Below are 19,411 nucleotides of genomic sequence, written 5' to 3' on the forward strand. Positions count from 1 at the left end.
ATACAGTTGGGCGGTCTTGATTGCTCGCCTCCGTGTCGACCCTTCTAGTGGAGATTGGGACTGAGGAGCTGCCAGCTGATTTTGCCCGGCTTGCCTTACCCCAACTGGAGCAGATGGTAAGTCGTGACTTGCAAGGTCTGCGTCTTAGCTACGGAATGATCCAATGCACGAGTACGCCAAGGCGACTTGTCGTGCTGGTTGAAAACTTGGCCAGCGCTACTGCTGATCTAGAGGAAGTACGCAAGGGTCCACCGGCTGGCCAAGCTTTCAAAAATGGTGTGCCAACCCAGGCAGCCGCTGGCTTTGCCAAACGCTGTGGGCTGAAACCAGAGGATCTCGAGATTCGGGAGACCCCGAAGGGACCTTTTGTGTTTGCAACCGTGCTTGAGCATGGGCGTTCTGCAATGGAACTACTAACAGACCAGATCCCTGAGTGGATAGGTAGCCTTCAAGGCCGACGTTTTATGCGCTGGGGCGAAGGTGAAAGGCGTTTTTCTCGTCCGATTCGTTGGCTTGTGGCCCTGCTCGATGAGCAGATCATCCCTGTTTGCCTTGACGGCAGCGACCCAGAGATTTGTGCAGCGAACCTGAGTCGGGGCCATCGACTTCATGATCAAGCTGTCATCATTCCTTCTGCAGACAGTTACGTACAAACCCTCGCCAAGGTTGGTGTAGAGGTCGATCGGCAAAAACGTGGCACCTTGATCCGTCATGCAATTGATACGGCTGCTGCTGGTCTTGAGGCATGCCCTGATTGTCCTGATGATCTTTTCGAAGAGCTCACCGACCTAGTGGAAGCACCTCTGCTTTTAGAGGGAGCCTTCGCCAAGTCATATCTAGATCTACCCGCTGAAGTGCTCAGCACAGTAATGAGAGTGCATCAGCGCTATGTGCCCCTTTACCGTCTTGATGCTGTCAATGACCCTCTTGCTCTCGATGCCAAGAGCAGTCTTCTGCCCAGATTCCTTTGCATCAGCAATGGGCTCGCGAAGGCAAGCGATCCTGTAAGACGAGGCAATGAGCGGGTGCTCAAAGCCAGGCTGGCTGATGCAGAATTCTTTGTCGAGGCCGATCGATCTTTAGCCAGCATCGAGCGGCGCAAAAAGCTAGCGCATGTGACCTTTGCCGAGGGCCTTGGTTCTCTGCTCGATCGAGTTGAGCGCATGGAATGGCTCACTGATGTGCTTGTTGAGCTGCTGGATCTTTCTGCTGAAATTTCTGTACAAGTGCGTCGAGCCGTCCATCTCTGTAAACACGATCTGGTTAGTCAGATGGTGGGCGAATTTCCCGAGCTACAAGGCGTAATGGGAGCGAAATATTTGTTAGCGGAAGGAGAGCCTCGAGAAGTAGCCCTTGCCGTTTTGGAGCATTACCTGCCACGTGGGGCAGGGGATGCTTTGCCCGAGTCGGAATCGGGAGCAGTGCTTGCCCTTGCCGAACGCCTGGAATTGCTTCTCAGCATCTATGCCAAGGGTGACCGTCCTAGTGGCTCCTCAGACCCCTATGCCTTGCGCAGGGCCGGCAACGGTCTTTTGCAAATCCTTTGGTCGAAGGGTTGGCGGCTGAATCTGCTCGCCTTATTGCAACGAGCGACGAACCATTGGAGCAAGCTCCTACCGCATCTCAAGGTCACACCATCCACCTTGGCGGCTGAGCTGGGTGAGTTTCTTCGCCAGCGGATGCTCAGCCTGCTGGAGGAGGCAGGAACCGATACTGATCTAGCTCAGGCGGTTGCTGGTGAAACAGTTTTGATCGATCGTCTTCTTTCTGACCCTGCAGATGCGCGAATGCGAGTGGATCTACTCGTGAGGATGCGCCGCACGGGTAAGTTGCTGGCGGTTCAGGCTGTTGTTACCAGAGCGGCACGCTTAGCAGAGAAAGGGGACCTACCAGCAACCGTACTGAGTGCGGCTGAGGTCGTTGATCCTGGTTTGTTTGAAAAGCCTAGTGAGTTGGAGATGTTGAAGGTGCTCGAGGCTCTTGAACCAATCACCAAGGATTCCTCAAGTGAACGCTACCGCCATTTAGCAGATGGCCTGATTGCTGGCTCGGAAGCTCTCGCAGCTTTTTTTGATGGTGATCAGAGTGTGATGGTCATGAGTGAAGATCTCGCTGTACGCGCAAACCGTCTCAATCTGCTTAGCCTTTTGCGCAACCAAGCTGGTGAGCTGGCCGATTTCAGCCAAATCAGCGGCTAAAAGTGGTTGTTTCAGGCTTAGGATTTGTTTGAAACAGCAGGGTCACGTTCTTCTTGTTCTGATGCCAAATTTTGCTTGGAGGCATCTTTGTTGTTGTCTACCTTGATACCGCCGGTGATGGTTTTGATCTCCAGCATGGCATTCACTTCTTCGTCGCTACGCACAGCACTGGGAACAGGTTTATAGCTTGTTTGGTTACGGAAAATTCCCCGTGCGAGTGCATCCACAGTTAGCAGTGTGAGTTTGATCTGTTGCCATGGATTCATCGCAACAACTTTTTTGTAAAGGTAACTATCAAAGGTGAGGCGTTGCACATCCATGTCATCGCACATGGCGACAAAGGCTTCTCTGGCAGTGTCATTCGAGTAGAAGATGGCTTGGAGTATTGACAGAACGATGTAAGTAGAACCGTATTTACGATCCCATTTTTTCAGATATTTCTTGAGATCAGCTTCGGAGGGGATTAATTCACCAGACCGACTCGATTCCACGATCTGTTCAGCACACATGCGGCCACTTTTGGCAGCAAAGTAGATGCCTTCGCCAGAGCTTTTGGTGACGTAGCCCGCTGCATCTCCAACAAGAGCCATGCGGCCAACAACCCTGCGTGGACGAGGATGCTCAGGAATCGGGTGGGCTTCAACTTTGATTACTTCTCCATGAACAAGTCGTTTCTTAGCCCGTTCGCGTACTCCTTTTTGCAAGCTTTTTATTAAGGTCTGATTTTTCTGCATGGTGCCTGTGCCAACGGCAACGTGGTCGTACTTGGGGAACACCCAACCGTAGAAATCTGGTGACACATCAGTGCCTACATACATTTCAGCAAGATCTTCGTAGTAAGCCATTTCTTCATTTGGCAGCTTGATGCGCTCTTGGAATGCAATGGCCACGTTGTAGTCACCGGCATCCATGGCAGTTGCTACACGGCTGTTGGCTCCATCAGCGCCAATAATGAGGTCAACCTCGAGGCTTTTGGCTTCACCAGTGGATTTACCAGTTGAATAGTCGGAATAAGTGATTGTGTATGGACCTTGACGATTAGAGCCAGTGTCGATTTTGGTAACGAGTCCATTAATCAAGTTAGTTCCGAGGCTGGCGGCGCGATCTCGCATAAAGGCATCCATGACCTCTCTGCGGCACATGCCGATGTATTCACTCTTGTCGTCTGGGCTGTAAACCTTGTCCAGAGTGATATCCACCTCACGGTTTGATGGAGAGATCATTCTCATGTTGCGGACCTTGCGGTCGATGATCGACTCGGGCAGGTCGAATTCATCCACCATGCAAAGAGGAATCGCTCCACCACAAGGCTTGGCGTTATCGAGTTTGCGTTCGAATAGCCAGGTCTGGATACCTGCTTTGGCAAGAACTTCTGCGGCGCAGGATCCACTGGGACCACCACCGACAACGGCAACACGCAGCATGTTCAGATCCGCTCCGCGGAATCACTTAAGTAAAACTTACTTCCCTGAAAGAGATTTTGGGGCCCCCTGGCGCCCCCCCTTACGATCTATATAACTCTGCATCAACTTCGTGGCTCGAGCAATCAACGCTCGACGCATCAGCCGAGATGACATTCCCGTTGCTCGTCGGTCGCGTCCTCAGAGACGGGCAAGGGGTGGTTCATTGGGATTATTGGTGGCTTGTTTGATGGTGTTTGGAGGTTCCATCACAGCTGTGTTGTTCGGCCCGTGGCTATTTGCTGGGCTTATGGGTCCAGCTCCTGTTGAGGGCATCCAGGATCGTCCTACTGCTGACGGACGTCTGCTCGGACATTTCCCTTATCCAGAAGCCTCAGTACAGGATCGAATTCTCATGCAGCCTGGGATTGAGCTTCATCACGAAGCCGCTGATGCATTGAGTTCCATGCGTGCTGCGGCTTCAGCAGATGGTGTTGATTTGAGGCTGTTGAGTGGCTACCGCTCTCACGACCTACAAGAGCGAATCTTTTTTGATATCAAATCAGACCGGAACCAGACAGCAGCCGAACGGGCCAAGGTCTCTGCACCTCCAGGGTATTCCGAACACAGCACTGGCTATGCCATTGATCTTGGTGACGGGACGATTCCTGAAGCGAATCTGTCTGAAAGCTTCGAAGCCACGAGGGCGTTCCGCTGGCTACAGGATCATGCTGCTAGTTATCACTTTGTCCTTTCCTTTCCCCTTGATAACCCACAGGGGGTGACTTATGAGCCTTGGCATTGGCGATTTGAGGGTTCAGCTTCTGCTCTGAGACTCTTTGAATCGGCTCATCAACTGGAATGAATGAACTGAAGAAGTTTTTTTCGGTCTTAGAAGTTTTGATTAGCTAGCGGAAGGGGCCTAGAAGTTAAGTCGAATATCAAATTGAGATATCCTTCCGCCACTACGCCTGTGTGCGTTTCCTTTTCCGTTTGAAAGTCTCTGACCCATGAGTGCCCAGGCCAAGGCGATCCGCAACATTGCAATTATCGCTCACGTGGATCACGGCAAAACAACCTTGGTGGATGCCCTGCTCTCTCAGTCCGGGATCTTCCGAGACAACGAGGCTGTACCCACATGTGTCATGGACTCCAATGATTTGGAAAGGGAACGAGGCATTACGATCCTTTCAAAGAACACGGCCGTTACCTACGACGATACGCGGATCAACATTGTTGATACCCCTGGTCATGCCGATTTTGGCGGTGAAGTTGAGCGGGTGCTTGGCATGGTTGATGGCTGTTTGCTGATCGTTGACGCCAACGAGGGGCCTATGCCACAGACGCGTTTCGTGCTCAAGAAGGCGCTTGAGCAGGGATTGCGGCCGATTGTGTTCGTCAACAAGATTGATCGTGCGCGGGTGGATCCTGAAACCGCTGTCAACAAGGTGCTCGATCTGTTTGTTGAACTCGGTGCAGATGATGACCAATGTGATTTCCCGTACTTGTTCGGCAGTGGAATGGGTGGTTTTGCCAAGCCGGATATGGCAACTGAAAGTCAAACAATGAAGCCACTATTTGATGCCATCCTGCGTCATGTTCCACCACCTGTTGGAGATGAGAACAAGCCTCTTCAGCTACAGATAACTACTCTCGATTATTCAGACTTCCTGGGCAGGATTGTGATTGGTCGGGTCCATAACGGGGTTATCCGTAATGGTCAGAGTGCTTCGTTGATTAAGGATGATGGCAGCATTAAACGTGGCCGAATTAGCAAACTACTCGGTTTCGAAGGATTGCAACGGATTGAGATACAAGAAGCCGGAGCTGGTGATCTTGTTGCTTTAGCCGGTTTCGATCAAGTCAATATTGGCGAGACCATTGCCTGTCCAGATGAACCAAAGGCTTTACCTCTAATCAAGGTGGATGAACCCACTTTGCAGATGACATTTGTCGTCAATGATTCACCCTTTGCTGGCAAAGAAGGCAAATTCGTCACTAGCCGGCAGCTGCGAGATCGTTTACGCAAGGAATTACTCACCAATGTTGCCCTACGGGTTGAGGACACTGATTCCCCTGACCGTTTTGCGGTTAGCGGACGTGGTGAGCTACACCTGGGCATCCTTATTGAGACCATGCGCCGCGAGGGTTTTGAGTTTCAGGTAACCCAGCCTCAGGTGATCTTCCGAACGATTGACGGCACTCCTTGTGAGCCCGTTGAGACCTTGGTCATGGATGTACCAGAGGCAGCAGTTGGCTCCTGCATTGAGAAGTTGGGGGTGCGTCGGGGTGAAATGCAGAATATGGAAACCGGTAACGACGGTCGCACCCAGCTTGAATTTGTTGTTCCTTCTCGAGGGTTGATCGGTTTTCGTGGTGAGTTTGTACGTGCTACCAGGGGGGAAGGAATTATGAGCCACTCTTTTTTTGAATATCGCCCAATGTTGGGTGAGTTTGATGCTCGTCGGAATGGTGTTCTGATTGCTTTTGAGCAGGGCACTGCGACCTTCTACGCACTCAAGAATGCTGAGGGTCGAGGTCAGTTCTTCATCTCTCCAGGTGTCAAGGTTTATAAGGGGATGATCGTTGGCGAAAACAATCGACCTCAGGATCTGGAGTTAAACGTTTGCAAGGCCAAACAACTCACAAATATGCGCTCTGCTGGTGCAGAAGAACTCGACACCTTGCAGACACCTGTTCAGATGACCCTTGAACGTGCTCTTGAGTACATCGGTCCAGACGAGATGCTTGAGGTCACTCCAGAGTCCATTCGGTTGCGCAAGTTGCCTGCCAAGAAGATGGCCAAACGCTAAAGCTCTTGATGGAGAGATTTCAGCCTACTGATCTGATCAATGATCCACGTTTTCTACTAGCCGTGGAGCTTTTTAATCAGGCCGATTGGTACCCCGCTCATGACGCCTTTGAGGAGCTTTGGCATGAGACATCCGGTCAAGCACGCCAGACCATCCAAGGGGTACTTCAGGTTGCTGTTGCCCAACTTCACTTGCAGCGCGGAAATCGTCGCGGAGCAACCCTTCTTTATGGTGAAGGCCTCGGGCGTCTAAAAGCTCTAGGAACTCCAAGCCTGGGTCTTGACCTTGATCAACTCTGCATCTGTGTGGAGAATCGCTTGCAACGGCTTCAGCAGGGACAGAATCCCGACGATTGCACTGTCCCAGGCCTGATCTATGACAGCTCATTTCCTGAGTAAATTAACCATCAAGATTTGGATTGTTCCGCTTTGGCTGCTCTTGTTCAAGTCATGACAAGGAGTTTGCAAGTTCATCTCGCCATAGCGACAGCGTTGGTTGGAATATCTACCCCTGCGGCTTTAAGCCAGGAGGGCAGCCCGTCTGCTCCGGTAGAAGATGGCGGATTGATCACGATCGAATCAGATATCCAAAACGCAGACAGCGTCACAGGGGTTTTCACCGCCATCGGCAACGTTCGCATCGTTTATCCAGCCCGAGGCATCGTTGCTACCTCTAGACAGGCTCAGTACTTCAGCAAAGAAGATCGTGTGGTCCTTAGCGGAGATGTTGATGTGATTCGGGACGGGGAAAATTCCATGCAGGCTGAGCGAGTTGTTTATCTACTCGAAGAGGAGCAAGGGGTAGCAGACCCACGCACTGGTACTCAAGTGTTCACTTCTGTGCAACTTAATTCCAACAAACAGGCAGAGGGACCTTTGGCCCAATGAGTCTTTGTTTAGAGCAGGTGGCGCTCTCCGTGGCAGGGCGTCACCTGGTAAAAGATGTCTCCTTGCGCCTTGATCCAGGCGAGGTTGTTGGCTTACTTGGTCCCAATGGTGCCGGCAAGACAACAACGTTCAATCTTGTGATCGGTTTATTGCGTCCTGATTACGGGCAGGTGCAACTTGATGGGCAGCCAGTGGCGGATTTACCGATGCCCAATCGAGTTCGTCTAGGTATCGGTTATCTCCCTCAGGAACCAAGTGTGTTCCGACAGCTCAGCGTGCGACAAAACCTTGAGCTTGCGCTCTCTCAAAGTCATTTAACAACTCATCAGCGTCGGGAGCGTCTCGAGCAGTTGGTTGAAGACTTTCATCTCAACTTGTTCTTGGACCGTCGTGGCTATCAGCTTTCCGGTGGCGAACGACGTCGCTGCGAGGTAGCACGTGCCTTGGCGGTAGGTCTAGAAGGTCCTACCTACCTCTTGCTTGATGAACCCTTCGCAGGTGTTGACCCCATGGCAGTGGCAGACCTCCAGGTTTTGATTCATACCCTCCGTGAGCGTGGCATGGGCATCCTGATCACTGATCACAATGTCCGTGAAACCCTTGCCATCACTGACCGCTCTTACATTCTTACGGAAGGCAGCATTCTTGCTTCAGGCCGTTCTGAAGAAGTGGCAAACAACCCCTTGGTGCGGCGTCACTATCTCGGGGAGGGTTTTCAGCTTTGAGCAAATGGCGCCTTGGAAAGTTGAAAGACGTTGATTCTTGGCCTTGGAAGTGGTGGCGCTGGGCTTCGTCCAAGTGGAGGCTGATCCCGCTGCTGGATAGATGGCTTTTAGGTGAGTTGATACCCGTATTGCTGTTTGCCATAGCGGCCTTCACGGTGGTTTCCGTCTCAGTCGGGGTGATGTTTGATTTGGTGCGCAAGATTGTTGAGTTTGGATTGCCTCTGCATTTTGCATTGCAGGTTTTTAGCTTGAAGTTACCTTTCTTTCTGGTGATTTCTTTTCCGATGGCCACCTTGTTGGCCACCTTGTTGGCTTATAGCCGTCTTTCTTCTAACAGTGAATTCACGGCTTTGCGCAGCCTCGGTGTAAGCACCAGACGAATCGTTGCTCCAGCATTGGCATTGGCATTATTGATGACAGGACTAACTTTTATCTTCAATGATGTCATTGTTCCAAGAACAAATAGTAGTGCTGAGGTGACGATAAAGCGTGCTCTTGGAAAAGCAATTGCTACAGAGAAAGGCAAACATGTTGTTTATTCCCGATTCGGAACGATTACTGGTGCTGCAGAAGCTGAAGAAAGGAATCAAGGGCTTTCTCAGTTGTTTTATGCAAGGGAATTCCTTAAGGGAGAAATGGAGGATGTCACAGTGCTTGATTTGTCTCGTCTTGATTTTACTCAGATGTTGAAGGCCGAGAGGGCTATTTGGAATGAGCAGGAGGCGATGTGGGAATTTTTTAACGGCAATATTCTTACTCTCACACCAAGTGGTAGTACCACTTCGGTTGAATTTGATCGCTATCTCTACCCCCTAACATCAGGCCCAATTCGTGTGGCCAAACTCCCTAAAGATGCCAACAACATGACTGTTGCACAGGCCATGGAGGCCGCAAGTATTTATACCGATGCTGGTAACCGTAAAGAGGCCAGGCGTTTGAAGGTGCGTATCCAAGAAAAATTCACTTTCCCGATGTCCTGCCTGGTGTTTGGCCTGATTGGCAGCAGCCTTGGTGCAAAACCTAATTCTCGGACCAGCCGGACCCAGGGATTTGGCATCAGTCTCTTATTAATTCTTGCTTATTACACGCTTAGCTTCAGCTTCAGTTCTCTTGGTGTTACGGGAACTTTGACACCTATGTTGGCCGCGTGGATCCCTGTTTTTATCTCTTTGGCAGGTGGCGGTCTGTTGCTGCGTCAGGCCAGTCGTTGAACTGCAGCGGCAGAATAAGAGAGTTGTCGCAGGGACCTGGTGTTTGGAGTGACGTTGGCTGAGCTTTCCGCCTCGCTAGGGGATCCTGTTTTGGCTCTTGGTTTGGCTGCATTTGCCCTACTTCTGTTGGCCATACCAATCTCTTTTTGGATGGTTTCAGGAGGTAGCAATTCTGCTGTTGTGACACTTCTGGTGGCTCTTGCCAATTTGGTTCTTACCGCTCAATTGGTTTTGCGGTGGTGGCAGTCGGGTCACTTCCCGATCAGCAACCTTTATGAATCCCTCTGTTTTCTGGCCTGGGCTTGCACACTTGCGCAGCTATTGGTGGAGCGTTCCTTGTCTTCCCCGATTGTTTCAGCTGCAGCTACACCAATGGCTTTGCTTTGTGTGGCTTTTGCCAGCTTTGCATTACCAGAAACTCTTCAGGAGGCATCTCCTCTAGTACCAGCTCTTCGCTCCAGTTGGCTTGTGATGCACGTGAGCGTGATTATGTGCAGTTACGCTGCCCTTCTTGTTGGTTCTTTCTTATCAATGGCGGTTCTATTTACTGATCGCCAGCAAACTTTGGAGCTACGCAGCAGTTCAATTGGAACAGGTGGATTTCGTCAGGCAAAGCTAGCCACATCTGCTATGGATCAGAATGATGGCCTGCGCCTGAGTTCAATCAACTTGAGCCGCACTGAACAGTTGGACAGCCTTAGTTATCGCACGATTACGGTTGGCTTTTTGTTGCTCACGCTTGGCTTGATCAGTGGTGCCGTTTGGGCCAATGAGGCCTGGGGGAGCTGGTGGAGTTGGGATCCAAAGGAAACCTGGGCTCTAATTTGTTGGATGGTTTATGCGGCCTATCTGCATACACGTTTCAGTCGTGGCTGGAGCGGGCGACGTCCGGCTTTAGTTGCCGTGGCAGGCATCGTTGTGATCGTTGTTTGTTATATCGGTGTGAATCTGTTAGGGATTGGTTTGCACAGCTACGGCTGGTTCTTTGAAGCCTAATCTTGTGATATTGATCTGTTCTTATTAGCAACAATCCCCACAAGACTAATAGGCAATAGATGCAGTTATTGCTGCATCTATTACTTCAGACCACAACACCTTCAGGACGTTTGCTATTACGGATGCCTCGGATAGCTTCGGCGTAGTCGGGCTGATTGAACACGCCAGACCCGCTCACAATCGCATTGGCGCCAGCTTCGATCACTTTCCAGGCATTGTCGGCCTTGATCCCTCCATCGACTTCGATCCAGGGATCGAGACCCTGTTCGTCGCAAATACGACGCAGCTCGCGGATCTTTTGCACTTGATTGTCGATGAAGCTTTGCCCACCGAAGCCTGGGTTGACGCTCATGATCAGTACTAGATCACATAGCTCCAGGCAGTACTCAAGGGTGTCCAGAGGTGTGCTTGGGTTGAGTACTGCTCCTGCTTTCTTACCGAGATCCTTGATTTGCGCAAGGTTGCGGTGAAGGTGTGGGCAAGCTTCAACCTGCACATAGATGTGATCTGCACCTGCTTTTGCGAAATCTCCTACATACCTTTCTGGTTCCACGATCATCAAGTGGACATCTAGGGGCTTACTGGTCACAGGCCTTAGTGCTTCAACGATCAGAGGACCAATCGTGATATTTGGCACGAATCGGCCGTCCATGACATCCACATGAATCCAGTCTGCGCCGGCTTGATCTACAGCCTGCACGTCTTCTCCTAGGCGGGAGAAATCGGCAGAGAGGATCGAAGGGGCGATTACCAGGGGCTTCGTGCTCATCGATCGGGGTTAGGGAGTGGGCGATTCTAGGAATCGGCTGTATGGGCATTCTCGTTGTTGCCGGCACTGATACAGTGAGCAGCGCTTTAGAGCCGAGAACCCCTGCGGCATCGGGTCCTTTCACATGATCAGCGTATAACGCTGACCCGTGAATTCAGTCCAGCCCTGCTCGTTTCTTTGGTCGTCACACCCATCCCCACCGCCGCATACCAGTGGATCGCACTCTTATTCAGGAAATTCTCGAGGTCGTTGAGCAAGCTGCCATTGCGTCGGCACATCTGACTGGTCTCGGCAAGAAAGACGAAGCCGATGCAGCAGCTGTTGAAGCCATGCGCAAGCGGATGGGACAAATCCAAATGCAGGGTCGCATCGTCATCGGTGAGGGGGAGCGCGACGAAGCCCCGATGCTTTATATCGGCGAAGAGGTTGGCAGCGGCAGCGGCCCAGGCGTTGACTTTGCCGTCGATCCCTGCGAAGGCACCAATCTTTGCGCCAACAACCAGCGAGGTTCGATGGCTGTACTGGCCGCCTCTGATCGCGGTGGCCTTTTCAATGCTCCTGACTTTTACATGAAAAAGTTAGCGGCCCCTCCGTCAGCAAAAGGCAAGGTGGACATTCGCAAATCTGCCACCGAGAACATCAACATCCTTAGCCAGTGTCTTGGGCTTGCCGTGAGTGAACTCACCATTGTCGTGATGGATCGAGCTCGTCACAAAGGCCTGATTTCTGAGATACGTGCCACTGGTGCACGTGTTCAACCCATCTCAGATGGAGATGTTCAAGCTGCCATTGCCTGTGGGTTTGCCGGCACCGGCACCCACTGTCTAATGGGCATCGGTGCTGCTCCTGAGGGTGTGATTTCAGCTGCCGCAATGCGTGCTCTCGGTGGTCACTTTCAGGGCCAGCTGGTGTATGACCCCGCCATTGCTCAAACCAGTGAGTGGGCCGATTACACCAAAGAAGGCAACATTGCCCGCCTCAATGAGATGGGCATTACTGATGTTGACAAGATCTATGAAGCCGAAGAACTGGCTTCCGGCAAAAATGTTGTTTTTGCGGGTAGTGGGATCACTGATGGACTGTTGTTCCATGGAGTTAAGTTCGAGCCTGACTGCACACGCACTAGCAGCTTGGTGATCAGCACTCTTGACAACACAGCTCGGTTTACCAATACCGTGCATATCAAGGATGGAGCTAAGAGCATCGCTCTGAGCTAACCATCCAAGACAAGATCTAAGGGACGTCTCCATGCACATTGCCGTCGTCGGCTTAAGTCATCGCACGGCGCCGGTGGAAATCCGTGAAAAGCTCAGCATCCCTGAGCAAACAATGGAGACCTCCCTGCAAACTCTTCGCGGCAACGATCAAGTCCTTGAGGTTTCGATCCTTAGCACCTGCAATCGGCTTGAGATTTACACCTTGGTTCGTCACCCTGAACGAGGTATCTCCGCCATCAGTGATTTTCTAGGCCAACATTCAGGTTTGGCAACGGAAGATCTTTCCCCCCATCTGTTCAACTTTCATCACGATGAAGCAGTAGCCCACTTGATGAGGGTGGCTGCGGGTCTGGACAGTCTGGTTTTAGGAGAAGGGCAGATCCTTTCCCAGGTGAAGAAGATGGTGCGATTGGGGCAGGAGCACAAATCCATGGGCCCGATTCTTAACCGTTTGCTCACTCAGGCAGTGAGTACTGGCAAACGAGTTCGCAGTGAAACCAATCTGGGTACGGGGGCTGTCTCAATTAGTTCTGCGGCTGTGGAGTTAGCCCAACTGAAACTTGGCCAGGCGCAAGGAGAAGATCAGTTGATGACTCTGGAATCTGAGTTGGTCGCAGTGGTGGGTGCGGGGCGGATGAGCCGACTACTGCTTCAACATCTTCAGGCGAAAGGTTGCTCTGGGGTGATGTTGCTGAACCGCACGCGGCAACGAGCTGAGGATCTATCGGCTGATTTCCCTGAGCTCCCCGTTGAGTGTCGCCCCCTTGATGATTTGAACCATTGTCTAAGTACCTGTTCATTGGTATTTACCAGTACGGCTGCTGATGATCCGATTGTTGATGCATCTCTGCTCAAGCAGCTCAAGCGCCGCAGTTTTCTTCGTCTGATTGACATCGGCGTGCCGCGCAACATCGCCTCAGATGTGGTCGATGTACCCGGTGTTGAGTCCCATGATGTGGATGATTTGCATGAGGTGGTGTCTCGTAATCAGGAGGCCCGCCAACAGATGGCCAAAGAAGCAGAGGTTGTGCTCCAAGAAGAGACGCGTCTGTTTTTAGAGTGGTGGGACAGTCTTGAAGCTGTTCCAACCATTAATCGCTTGAGGGCGACCCTTGAGGCTATTCGTGCAGAGGAATTACAAAAAGCGCTCAGTCGTATGGGGCCTGATTTCTCTGCTCGAGAGCGCAAAGTCGTTGAGGCTTTAAGCAAAGGAATCATTAACAAAATTCTCCATACCCCAGTCACTCAGCTACGGGCTCCTCAGGCTCGTCCAGAGCGGCAACAGGCTCTGCGTGTGGTGGCGAGTTTGTTTGAGTTAGATCCACCACTAGAGGATGGGTAGTTCTATGACAAATTCTGGTTGCGTCTTGATTTGCAGAAGTCTTGTTGGATCTTCGCAGCAGACAGCTTTAGATGGCCAACCGTCCGGTAAGTTTGCTGCGCAACGCCGATTTGCGGGGGCAGCATGAAGCGTGTTTTGGCCATCATTCTCGGGGGAGGAGCTGGAACGCGCCTCTACCCCCTCACCAAGATGCGGGCCAAGCCGGCCGTACCTCTTGCAGGCAAATATCGTCTGATTGACATCCCAATCAGCAACTGCATTAACTCCAGCATCAACAAGATGTATGTGTTGACGCAGTTCAACAGCGCTTCTCTGAATCGGCACCTTGGACAGAGCTACAACCTCAGTGCTGCCTTTGGTCAAGGTTTTGTAGAAGTTCTTGCCGCACAGCAGACCCCAGAAAGTCCTTCATGGTTTGAGGGGACTGCGGATGCAGTTCGTAAATATCAGTGGTTGTTTCAGGAATGGGATGTTGATGAATATCTGATCCTCTCTGGTGATCAGCTCTACCGTATGGATTACAGCCTTTTTGTGGAGCACCATCGTCGCTCAGGTGCTGATCTCACAGTGGCGGCTCTTCCCGTTGATGCAGAACAGGCTGAGGGATTTGGTCTCATGCGAACGGATAGCGATGGCAACATCCAAGAGTTCCGTGAAAAGCCCAAGGGTGAATCCCTCAAGGCCATGGCCGTCGATACCTCTCGATTTGGCTTGTCAGCTGAGTCAGCAAGGAACAAGCCCTATCTCGCCTCAATGGGGATCTATGTGTTCAGTCGCGCCACTCTCTTCGATTTGCTGCATAAGAACCCTTCTCACAAGGATTTCGGCAAGGAGGTGATTCCTGAGGCTCTAGCTCGAGGAGACCGGCTGCAAAGCTATGTGTTCGATGAGTACTGGGAAGACATCGGCACGATAGGAGCTTTTTATGAGGCAAATTTGGCTCTCACCCAGCAGCCCAATCCACCTTTCAGTTTCTATGACGAGAAGTTCCCGATCTATACAAGACCCCGTTATCTACCGCCAACAAAACTGGTCGATGCGCAAATCACGGAATCAATTATTGGAGAGGGATCCATCCTCAAATCCTGCAGTATTCATCATTGCGTCCTTGGTGTGCGAAGCCGAGTTGAGAGCGATGTGGTCCTGCAAGATTCCCTGGTGATGGGCTCTGATTTCTATGAATCATCCGAGGAACGCACTCTTCTAAGACAAGGAGGAGGCATCCCGCTCGGCGTTGGCCAAGGCACCACCGTGAAGGGTGCGATCCTCGACAAGAACACACGCATCGGCAACAACGTCACGATCGTCAACAAGGATCACGTTGAGGAAGCCGATCGTGCTGATGAGGGCTTCTACATCCGCAATGGGATCGTGGTAGTGGTCAAAAATGCCACCATTTCTGATGGCACCGTGATTTGATGCTGCCCGAGGCTGAATCAACACAAGATCCAAGTAGTTTTTTTGGAAATTTTGGTGATGATCTCTACGGTTTCTTATCTACAGCGAGGATGGTTCAACCCTGACATAGCCGTACAGATCACAGCAGATTGGAGTTGCTGTGGTCACACTGACGCCAGTTGATCGTTTCACTGGCGATGTCCAAGGCACATTTCGGTTTGATCGGTCTTGGCGTGATGGGCGAAAACCTTGTGCTCAATGCAGAGCGCAATGGTTTTTCTAGTGTCGTTTACAACCGCACCTACGCCAAAACAGAGGAGTTCCTTAAAGGGCTTGGGTCTGATAAAGCCATTCAGGGTGCCAAGGACCTTCAAGATTTCGTCGACAAGCTCGAACGACCCCGTCGAATTCTGATGATGATCAAGGCAGGTTCGGCTATTGATGCCGTTATTGAGCAGATCTCCCCTTATCTGCAGGAAGGTGATCTACTCATCGATGGTGGAAATTCAGAATTTCGTGATACCGAGCGACGTGTCGCCGAGTTAGAGAGCAAAAGCTTTGGATATATCGGGATGGGTGTCTCCGGTGGGGCTAAGGGTGCACTTGAAGGGCCGAGCATGATGCCAGGCGGAACAAAAACCTCCTATGAGGCGATTGAGAGCCTTGTTTGCAAGATGGCTGCCCAAGTGGAGGATGGTCCCTGTGTGACCTACATCGGTCCTGGAGGTTCTGGGCATTTCGTTAAAACCGTCCACAACGGGATCGAGTACGGCATTGAGCAGATTCTTGCCGAGGCCTATGACCTGATGAAGCGTGTTGGTGGCATGACCGGTACCCAGATGGCTGATGTCTTGGCGCAATGGAATGCCTCAGAAGAGCTCTCTTCTTATCTGGTTGAGATCACCGAAGTGTGTTTGCGCACCAAGGATCCTGACGATGGAAGTGACCTGGTTGAGAAAATTATGGATCAGGCAGGCCAGAAGGGAACTGGTCTATGGACCGTTGTCAGTGCCTTGGAGTTAGGAGCTTCAGTGCCAACCATTTACGCCTCTCTGAATGGCCGTGTGATGAGCTCAATGAAGCCTCAAAGAATTACCGCTGAGCAGATTTTGCATGGGTCAGCGATCAAACCATTTGATCTTGGTAGTTCCGCAGATGGCATGGCACCGCTCATGGACGCCGTCGTGTTGTCTTGCATGGCTAGTTACGCGCAGGGCATGGAGCTACTGCGTATAGCTTCTGCTGAATACAACTACAACTTGCATTTGCCCTCCATCGCGCAGATTTGGAAGGGTGGCTGCATCATCAGGTCCCGTCTGCTGAAGCGCATCCAGGATGCCTTTAATGCTGACCCTCAGCTTTCCAACTTGTTGATCGATCCTTGGTTCGCTGAGCAAGTGAACCGTCGCCTGCCGGGCCTAGCAAAGGTGGTAGCCGGCGCAGCTGAAGCCGGTATCCCAGTGCCTTGCTTCAGCAGCACGCTCGATTACATCAATAGCTATCGCACGGCACGATTACCACAGAATTTGGTGCAGGCCATGCGCGATTGCTTCGGCTCACATACCTACCAGCGGGTTGACAAAGAAGGAACCTTCCATACTGAGTGGCTGGACTGAGGAGATCGTGATGACGACCTACAAAGTTGAGCGAGCGAGCGACCCTGAGGATCTGGCACGTCGCGCCGCCCAGAGGCTCGCATCACATATTGATCTGGTACTTGATCAGCGTGATCGCGTTCAGATCGCTCTCTCGGGAGGGAGCACACCCGCTATTGCTTATAGGCTGCTTGGTCAGGAGAGACTGCCGTGGGATCGAGTTGATGTTTTTCTGGGGGATGAGCGCTGGGTTGATGCCAGGGATGACGCCAGTAACGCCCGCATGCTTCGTACGACACTTCTTGCTGAAGGCCCAGGATCGCAGGCTGCGTTTCATCCCGTGCCAACGGTGGAGCTGCCAAACCCTGAGGCCAGTGCCGAGGCCTACGCGAAGCTCGTGCAGGAAACCTGTGCAGGTGATCCGCCGGTGTTTGATCTAATGGTTTTAGGACTTGGTGAAGATGGCCATACAGCCTCTCTTTTTCCAGGAACGGATGCCCCCGCCGTTGTTGATCGCTGGGCTACTGTCGGTAAAGGGAAAGGTCTAGAAAGAATCACTCTCACCGCACCGGTGCTCAGCTCTGCACGCGAAGTGATCTTTCTTGTGAGTGGTGTAGGGAAGCAGGTTGCCCTGAAGCGCTTATTAGATTCTGCTGAATCAGCTGAACGCACGCCAGCCCGCTTAGTTCAACCTCGTTCACCGATTTTGGTCTTGGCAGATGAGGCTGCCTTACTCGGATAATGATGCACTCTTGAGAAGTGTTCTTGTTCATTATTGCTTGCTTTATCTTCCAATATCTACAAATATAAATTCAGCATAAATTGCAGATCAATGACTTTACTTGCATCTAAAAATGTCAAAGACATCAAGGTCAGCATTCTTAAGGCTTTATTACAACTTGGTTGCAACAATGATTTCTTACAGCTGTAGCTACTTTAGCCAGTCTTTGGCTGGCGTAATTGATCCGTGATCAGGTGAAATGTCTCATCTACACAATCAGTCCAGCCCAGGGCGTTGCGCAAGGAGTTCAACTGAACATTCAACTAAAATAACCGCTTAAAGTATTAATTTCATTCTCTAGAGTTATCCTAGATATCGTGATTAACCTCAAAAGAGACAATGAATTTGGACATCATATGGACCAACTTTTTAGAGATGGTGTGTTTGTTGAAGGAATCAACAACCTCGCTACCACTTGAAACCAATAACCAACAAATTACGAACTCTTGATCAGTTTTCCCAAATTTCTGGACGCGCAAAAGCAGACCGAACAGCACAGCATGAAGCCCATAAAGAACGCCTTGCTCAGCGGAAGCACGATCACCAGTGTCCTGATGGGATGTTCTCAGGTCCAGATTGCCCTCTCGGCCCAGACAGTGAAACCGGAGGGGATAATCACGAATTCGATACACAGCCTGTTTGTACATCATTGGGTCCTTGCCATTAAGAAACCTCCGCTCATCAGCCAAAGCCCGCCTTAGAGCAGTTTTTTTTAAGAAGTATTTAATGCTCAGGCATTTCATCGATATCTAAATAATGCAATTCTCTCAAGGATCAATGTCTAAGCTTAAAGAAATGAATGATGAGCCAAGAGAAAAACTATAAGGTAAATAGATTGTTGGCAAATCATGGATCTAATGCCCGAAGCCTCTGTTCAGGTTCAACTGAACGACTTCAACTCCTGGTCTAGCTTGAACGACACAATTATGGGCGGATCCAGCCAAGCTGCCTGTCGAGTGGCCTCCGAGGGCCTGATCCTAGAAGGAGAACTTGTTGAACAGGATGGTGGCTTTGTCAGTTGCCGTTCACCCCTTTTGACCCCCCCTCTTGATCTTTCCAGCTATCGAGCCTTACAGGTGGAGGTGAATGGAGACGGTCGCACCCTAAAGCTTGCACTCGGCTCTCGTAGTGGGCTCTTTGGCCTCACTGAGCGTTTTTATGGTGGTTTGCGATGGGTCGCTCAGTTGCCGACTAAGACTTCTGGTACTACATCCATTGAGATCCCATTCAGCACACTGAAACCTACGGTGCTTGCCCAGCCTTTGGCTATGCCTCTGCGCTTGATTCGCTTTGATGCATCAAGTATCAACCAAGTGCAATTATTGCATTCTAAGTTTGGTCAGCCAGGAGAACTAAACCCAGAATTCCGCCCTGGCCCAATTCGAGTTTTACTGCGCTCGATCAAAGCAATTCACTGATTCATTACAAATTTTTTAGTCTTCAAAATGGCCATATACATTCAGAGGGTTTGGTATTTATTTACCTAATCAAATTCAGGCCCTAATCAAATGTACTATTGAATCCATTCGGGATAGATCATCAATTCAGCATAGTGATTGACTTCCTTTCAATAGTCAAATCTTGCTTAGAAATAGCCTAAGATTTTTTCACCTCCTAGATTCAGCTGAGAGCCTTGACAGGCAATGAAATCCAACAGACTGCGCAAAATTGGTCGGTCCTCGTGGCCTCAGCGGCTGATGTCTGTTTAAAGCCCTGGATTCATGCTGTTGTGCTCACAGATGTCGCTGATGTCGATGATCAGAAGCCTGGATCTACGCTCGATCTAATATCGGCTCAATCTGTTGATCTCATTGTTCGTATTGAATGCCGAAACCGAGAAGGTGACCGCCTTCCAGAGCATGACCTTGAACTTGAGATCTATCGCAGCGGCAACGATCTAAATCTGATGTTGACTTGGTGTGAATTGCCTGACCGTCCAATGCTTTGGCAAGGGCAGCATCCCGTGTGGATGGATGGCAACAGTGGCCAACGCTGTCAGCCGCCTGTGGATGGAGCACCATTGGAAGCGTTCGCTCGTAGGTTGAGAGCACTGCTGGTTTTGCCTGAGCAGAGCTAGTT

General features: G+C 51.0%; 18 protein-coding genes. 15 read left to right on the forward strand and 3 right to left on the reverse strand.

Annotated elements, in window-relative coordinates; genetic code table 11:
• The first annotated feature begins 32 nt into the window (after window positions 1-32).
• The gene (gene glyS / locus SIB41_RS05905) at window positions 33-2,198 is read left to right on the forward strand and encodes a glycine--tRNA ligase subunit beta (protein ID WP_413361201.1); all 2,166 of its coding nucleotides are present in this window, start codon (window positions 33-35) and stop codon (window positions 2,196-2,198) included.
• Between the two features lie 17 nt (window positions 2,199-2,215).
• Here the strand turns inward: glyS and chlP are convergent, their stop codons facing one another.
• On the reverse strand, window positions 2,216-3,622 hold the full coding sequence (chlP, locus tag SIB41_RS05910) for a geranylgeranyl reductase (protein WP_011129956.1): 1,407 nt from the start codon (window positions 3,620-3,622) through the stop codon (window positions 2,216-2,218).
• Between the two features lie 109 nt (window positions 3,623-3,731).
• Between chlP and SIB41_RS05915 the strand changes: the two genes are divergently transcribed.
• From SIB41_RS05915 to ccsB, 7 genes are all read left to right on the forward strand, one after another.
• Complete coding sequence (locus SIB41_RS05915; protein WP_063420122.1) at window positions 3,732-4,463, forward strand: M15 family metallopeptidase; 732 nt, start codon at window positions 3,732-3,734, stop codon at window positions 4,461-4,463.
• 145 nt (window positions 4,464-4,608) lie between these two features.
• Window positions 4,609-6,411, forward strand: coding sequence for a translational GTPase TypA (gene typA, locus SIB41_RS05920; RefSeq protein ID WP_011129954.1), 1,803 nt, complete (start codon window positions 4,609-4,611; stop codon window positions 6,409-6,411).
• Between the two features lie 8 nt (window positions 6,412-6,419).
• Entirely contained in the window at window positions 6,420-6,809 is a 390-nt protein-coding gene (locus tag SIB41_RS05925) for a DUF309 domain-containing protein (protein WP_413361203.1), read from the forward strand.
• A gap of 51 nt (window positions 6,810-6,860) precedes the next feature.
• Window positions 6,861-7,298: an LptA/OstA family protein gene (locus SIB41_RS05930; protein WP_413361205.1), complete on the forward strand. Its 438-nt coding sequence runs from the start codon at window positions 6,861-6,863 to the stop codon at window positions 7,296-7,298.
• Window positions 7,295-8,023 (forward strand): LPS export ABC transporter ATP-binding protein, encoded by a 729-nt coding sequence (lptB, locus tag SIB41_RS05935; RefSeq protein WP_413361207.1) that lies wholly within the window; start codon window positions 7,295-7,297, stop codon window positions 8,021-8,023. The genes SIB41_RS05930 and lptB overlap by 4 nt, the downstream gene beginning before the upstream one ends.
• Entirely contained in the window at window positions 8,020-9,234 is a 1,215-nt protein-coding gene (locus SIB41_RS05940; RefSeq protein WP_413361209.1) for an LptF/LptG family permease, read from the forward strand. Before lptB ends, SIB41_RS05940 begins: the two co-directional genes overlap by 4 nt.
• A 39-nt stretch (window positions 9,235-9,273) precedes the next feature.
• A complete protein-coding gene (ccsB, locus tag SIB41_RS05945) occupies window positions 9,274-10,230 on the forward strand; it encodes a c-type cytochrome biogenesis protein CcsB (RefSeq protein ID WP_036915410.1) in 957 nt (318 codons plus the stop codon).
• A gap of 85 nt (window positions 10,231-10,315) precedes the next feature.
• On the opposite strand, the gene rpe is transcribed toward ccsB, so the two are convergent.
• A complete protein-coding gene (gene rpe / locus SIB41_RS05950; RefSeq protein WP_011129948.1) occupies window positions 10,316-10,999 on the reverse strand; it encodes a ribulose-phosphate 3-epimerase in 684 nt (227 codons plus the stop codon).
• 212 nt (window positions 11,000-11,211) lie between these two features.
• On the opposite strand from rpe, the gene glpX reads away from it, so the two are divergent.
• The 5 genes from glpX (at window position 11,212) to pgl (ending at window position 17,293) form a co-directional block, all read left to right on the forward strand.
• The gene (gene glpX, locus SIB41_RS05955) at window positions 11,212-12,216 is read left to right on the forward strand and encodes a class II fructose-bisphosphatase (protein WP_011129947.1); all 1,005 of its coding nucleotides are present in this window, start codon (window positions 11,212-11,214) and stop codon (window positions 12,214-12,216) included.
• A 31-nt stretch (window positions 12,217-12,247) separates the two neighbouring features.
• Window positions 12,248-13,558, forward strand: a complete 1,311-nt coding sequence (locus SIB41_RS05960) for a glutamyl-tRNA reductase (protein ID WP_063397801.1) — start codon at window positions 12,248-12,250, stop codon at window positions 13,556-13,558.
• 123 nt (window positions 13,559-13,681) lie between these two features.
• The gene (locus SIB41_RS05965) at window positions 13,682-14,977 is read left to right on the forward strand and encodes a glucose-1-phosphate adenylyltransferase (protein WP_011129945.1); all 1,296 of its coding nucleotides are present in this window, start codon (window positions 13,682-13,684) and stop codon (window positions 14,975-14,977) included.
• Between the two features lie 176 nt (window positions 14,978-15,153).
• Window positions 15,154-16,572, forward strand: a complete 1,419-nt coding sequence (gene gndA, locus SIB41_RS05970; RefSeq protein WP_413361432.1) for an NADP-dependent phosphogluconate dehydrogenase — start codon at window positions 15,154-15,156, stop codon at window positions 16,570-16,572.
• A gap of 10 nt (window positions 16,573-16,582) precedes the next feature.
• The gene (gene pgl / locus SIB41_RS05975; RefSeq protein WP_063397799.1) at window positions 16,583-17,293 is read left to right on the forward strand and encodes a 6-phosphogluconolactonase; all 711 of its coding nucleotides are present in this window, start codon (window positions 16,583-16,585) and stop codon (window positions 17,291-17,293) included.
• A 347-nt stretch (window positions 17,294-17,640) separates the two neighbouring features.
• Here pgl and SIB41_RS05980 read toward each other — a convergent pair whose 3' ends face one another.
• The gene (locus SIB41_RS05980; RefSeq protein WP_413361211.1) at window positions 17,641-18,021 is read right to left on the reverse strand and encodes a hypothetical protein; all 381 of its coding nucleotides are present in this window, start codon (window positions 18,019-18,021) and stop codon (window positions 17,641-17,643) included.
• A 159-nt stretch (window positions 18,022-18,180) separates the two neighbouring features.
• Here SIB41_RS05980 and SIB41_RS05985 point away from each other — a divergent pair, with 159 nt between their 5' ends.
• Window positions 18,181-18,750: a CIA30 family protein gene (locus SIB41_RS05985; protein ID WP_413361213.1), complete on the forward strand. Its 570-nt coding sequence runs from the start codon at window positions 18,181-18,183 to the stop codon at window positions 18,748-18,750.
• A 263-nt stretch (window positions 18,751-19,013) separates the two neighbouring features.
• Entirely contained in the window at window positions 19,014-19,409 is a 396-nt protein-coding gene (locus tag SIB41_RS05990; protein WP_413361215.1) for a hypothetical protein, read from the forward strand.
• The last annotated feature ends 2 nt before the right edge of the window (window positions 19,410-19,411 follow it).

Origin of the sequence: Prochlorococcus sp. MIT 1201, from assembly GCF_047303415.1 — a bacterium.
In the GTDB taxonomy this organism is placed as follows: domain Bacteria; phylum Cyanobacteriota; class Cyanobacteriia; order PCC-6307; family Cyanobiaceae; genus Prochlorococcus; species Prochlorococcus marinus_D.

What these genes read in the sequence shown, in the direction of transcription:
- pgl (WP_063397799.1), top strand. Translation starts at nt 16,583, where the DNA reads ATGACGACCTACAAAGTTGAGCGAGCGAGCGACCCTGAGGATCTGGCA.
- SIB41_RS05960 (WP_063397801.1), top strand. Translation starts at nt 12,248, where the DNA reads ATGCACATTGCCGTCGTCGGCTTAAGTCATCGCACGGCGCCGGTGGAA.
- SIB41_RS05925 (WP_413361203.1), top strand. Translation starts at nt 6,420, where the DNA reads ATGGAGAGATTTCAGCCTACTGATCTGATCAATGATCCACGTTTTCTA.
- typA (WP_011129954.1), top strand. Translation starts at nt 4,609, where the DNA reads ATGAGTGCCCAGGCCAAGGCGATCCGCAACATTGCAATTATCGCTCAC.
- SIB41_RS05930 (WP_413361205.1), top strand. Translation starts at nt 6,861, where the DNA reads ATGACAAGGAGTTTGCAAGTTCATCTCGCCATAGCGACAGCGTTGGTT.
- SIB41_RS05965 (WP_011129945.1), top strand. Translation starts at nt 13,682, where the DNA reads ATGAAGCGTGTTTTGGCCATCATTCTCGGGGGAGGAGCTGGAACGCGC.
- lptB (WP_413361207.1), top strand. Translation starts at nt 7,295, where the DNA reads ATGAGTCTTTGTTTAGAGCAGGTGGCGCTCTCCGTGGCAGGGCGTCAC.
- chlP (WP_011129956.1), bottom strand. Translation starts at nt 3,622, where the DNA reads ATGCTGCGTGTTGCCGTTGTCGGTGGTGGTCCCAGTGGATCCTGCGCC.
- gndA (WP_413361432.1), top strand. Translation starts at nt 15,154, where the DNA reads ATGTCCAAGGCACATTTCGGTTTGATCGGTCTTGGCGTGATGGGCGAA.
- rpe (WP_011129948.1), bottom strand. Translation starts at nt 10,999, where the DNA reads ATGAGCACGAAGCCCCTGGTAATCGCCCCTTCGATCCTCTCTGCCGAT.
- SIB41_RS05985 (WP_413361213.1), top strand. Translation starts at nt 18,181, where the DNA reads ATGGATCTAATGCCCGAAGCCTCTGTTCAGGTTCAACTGAACGACTTC.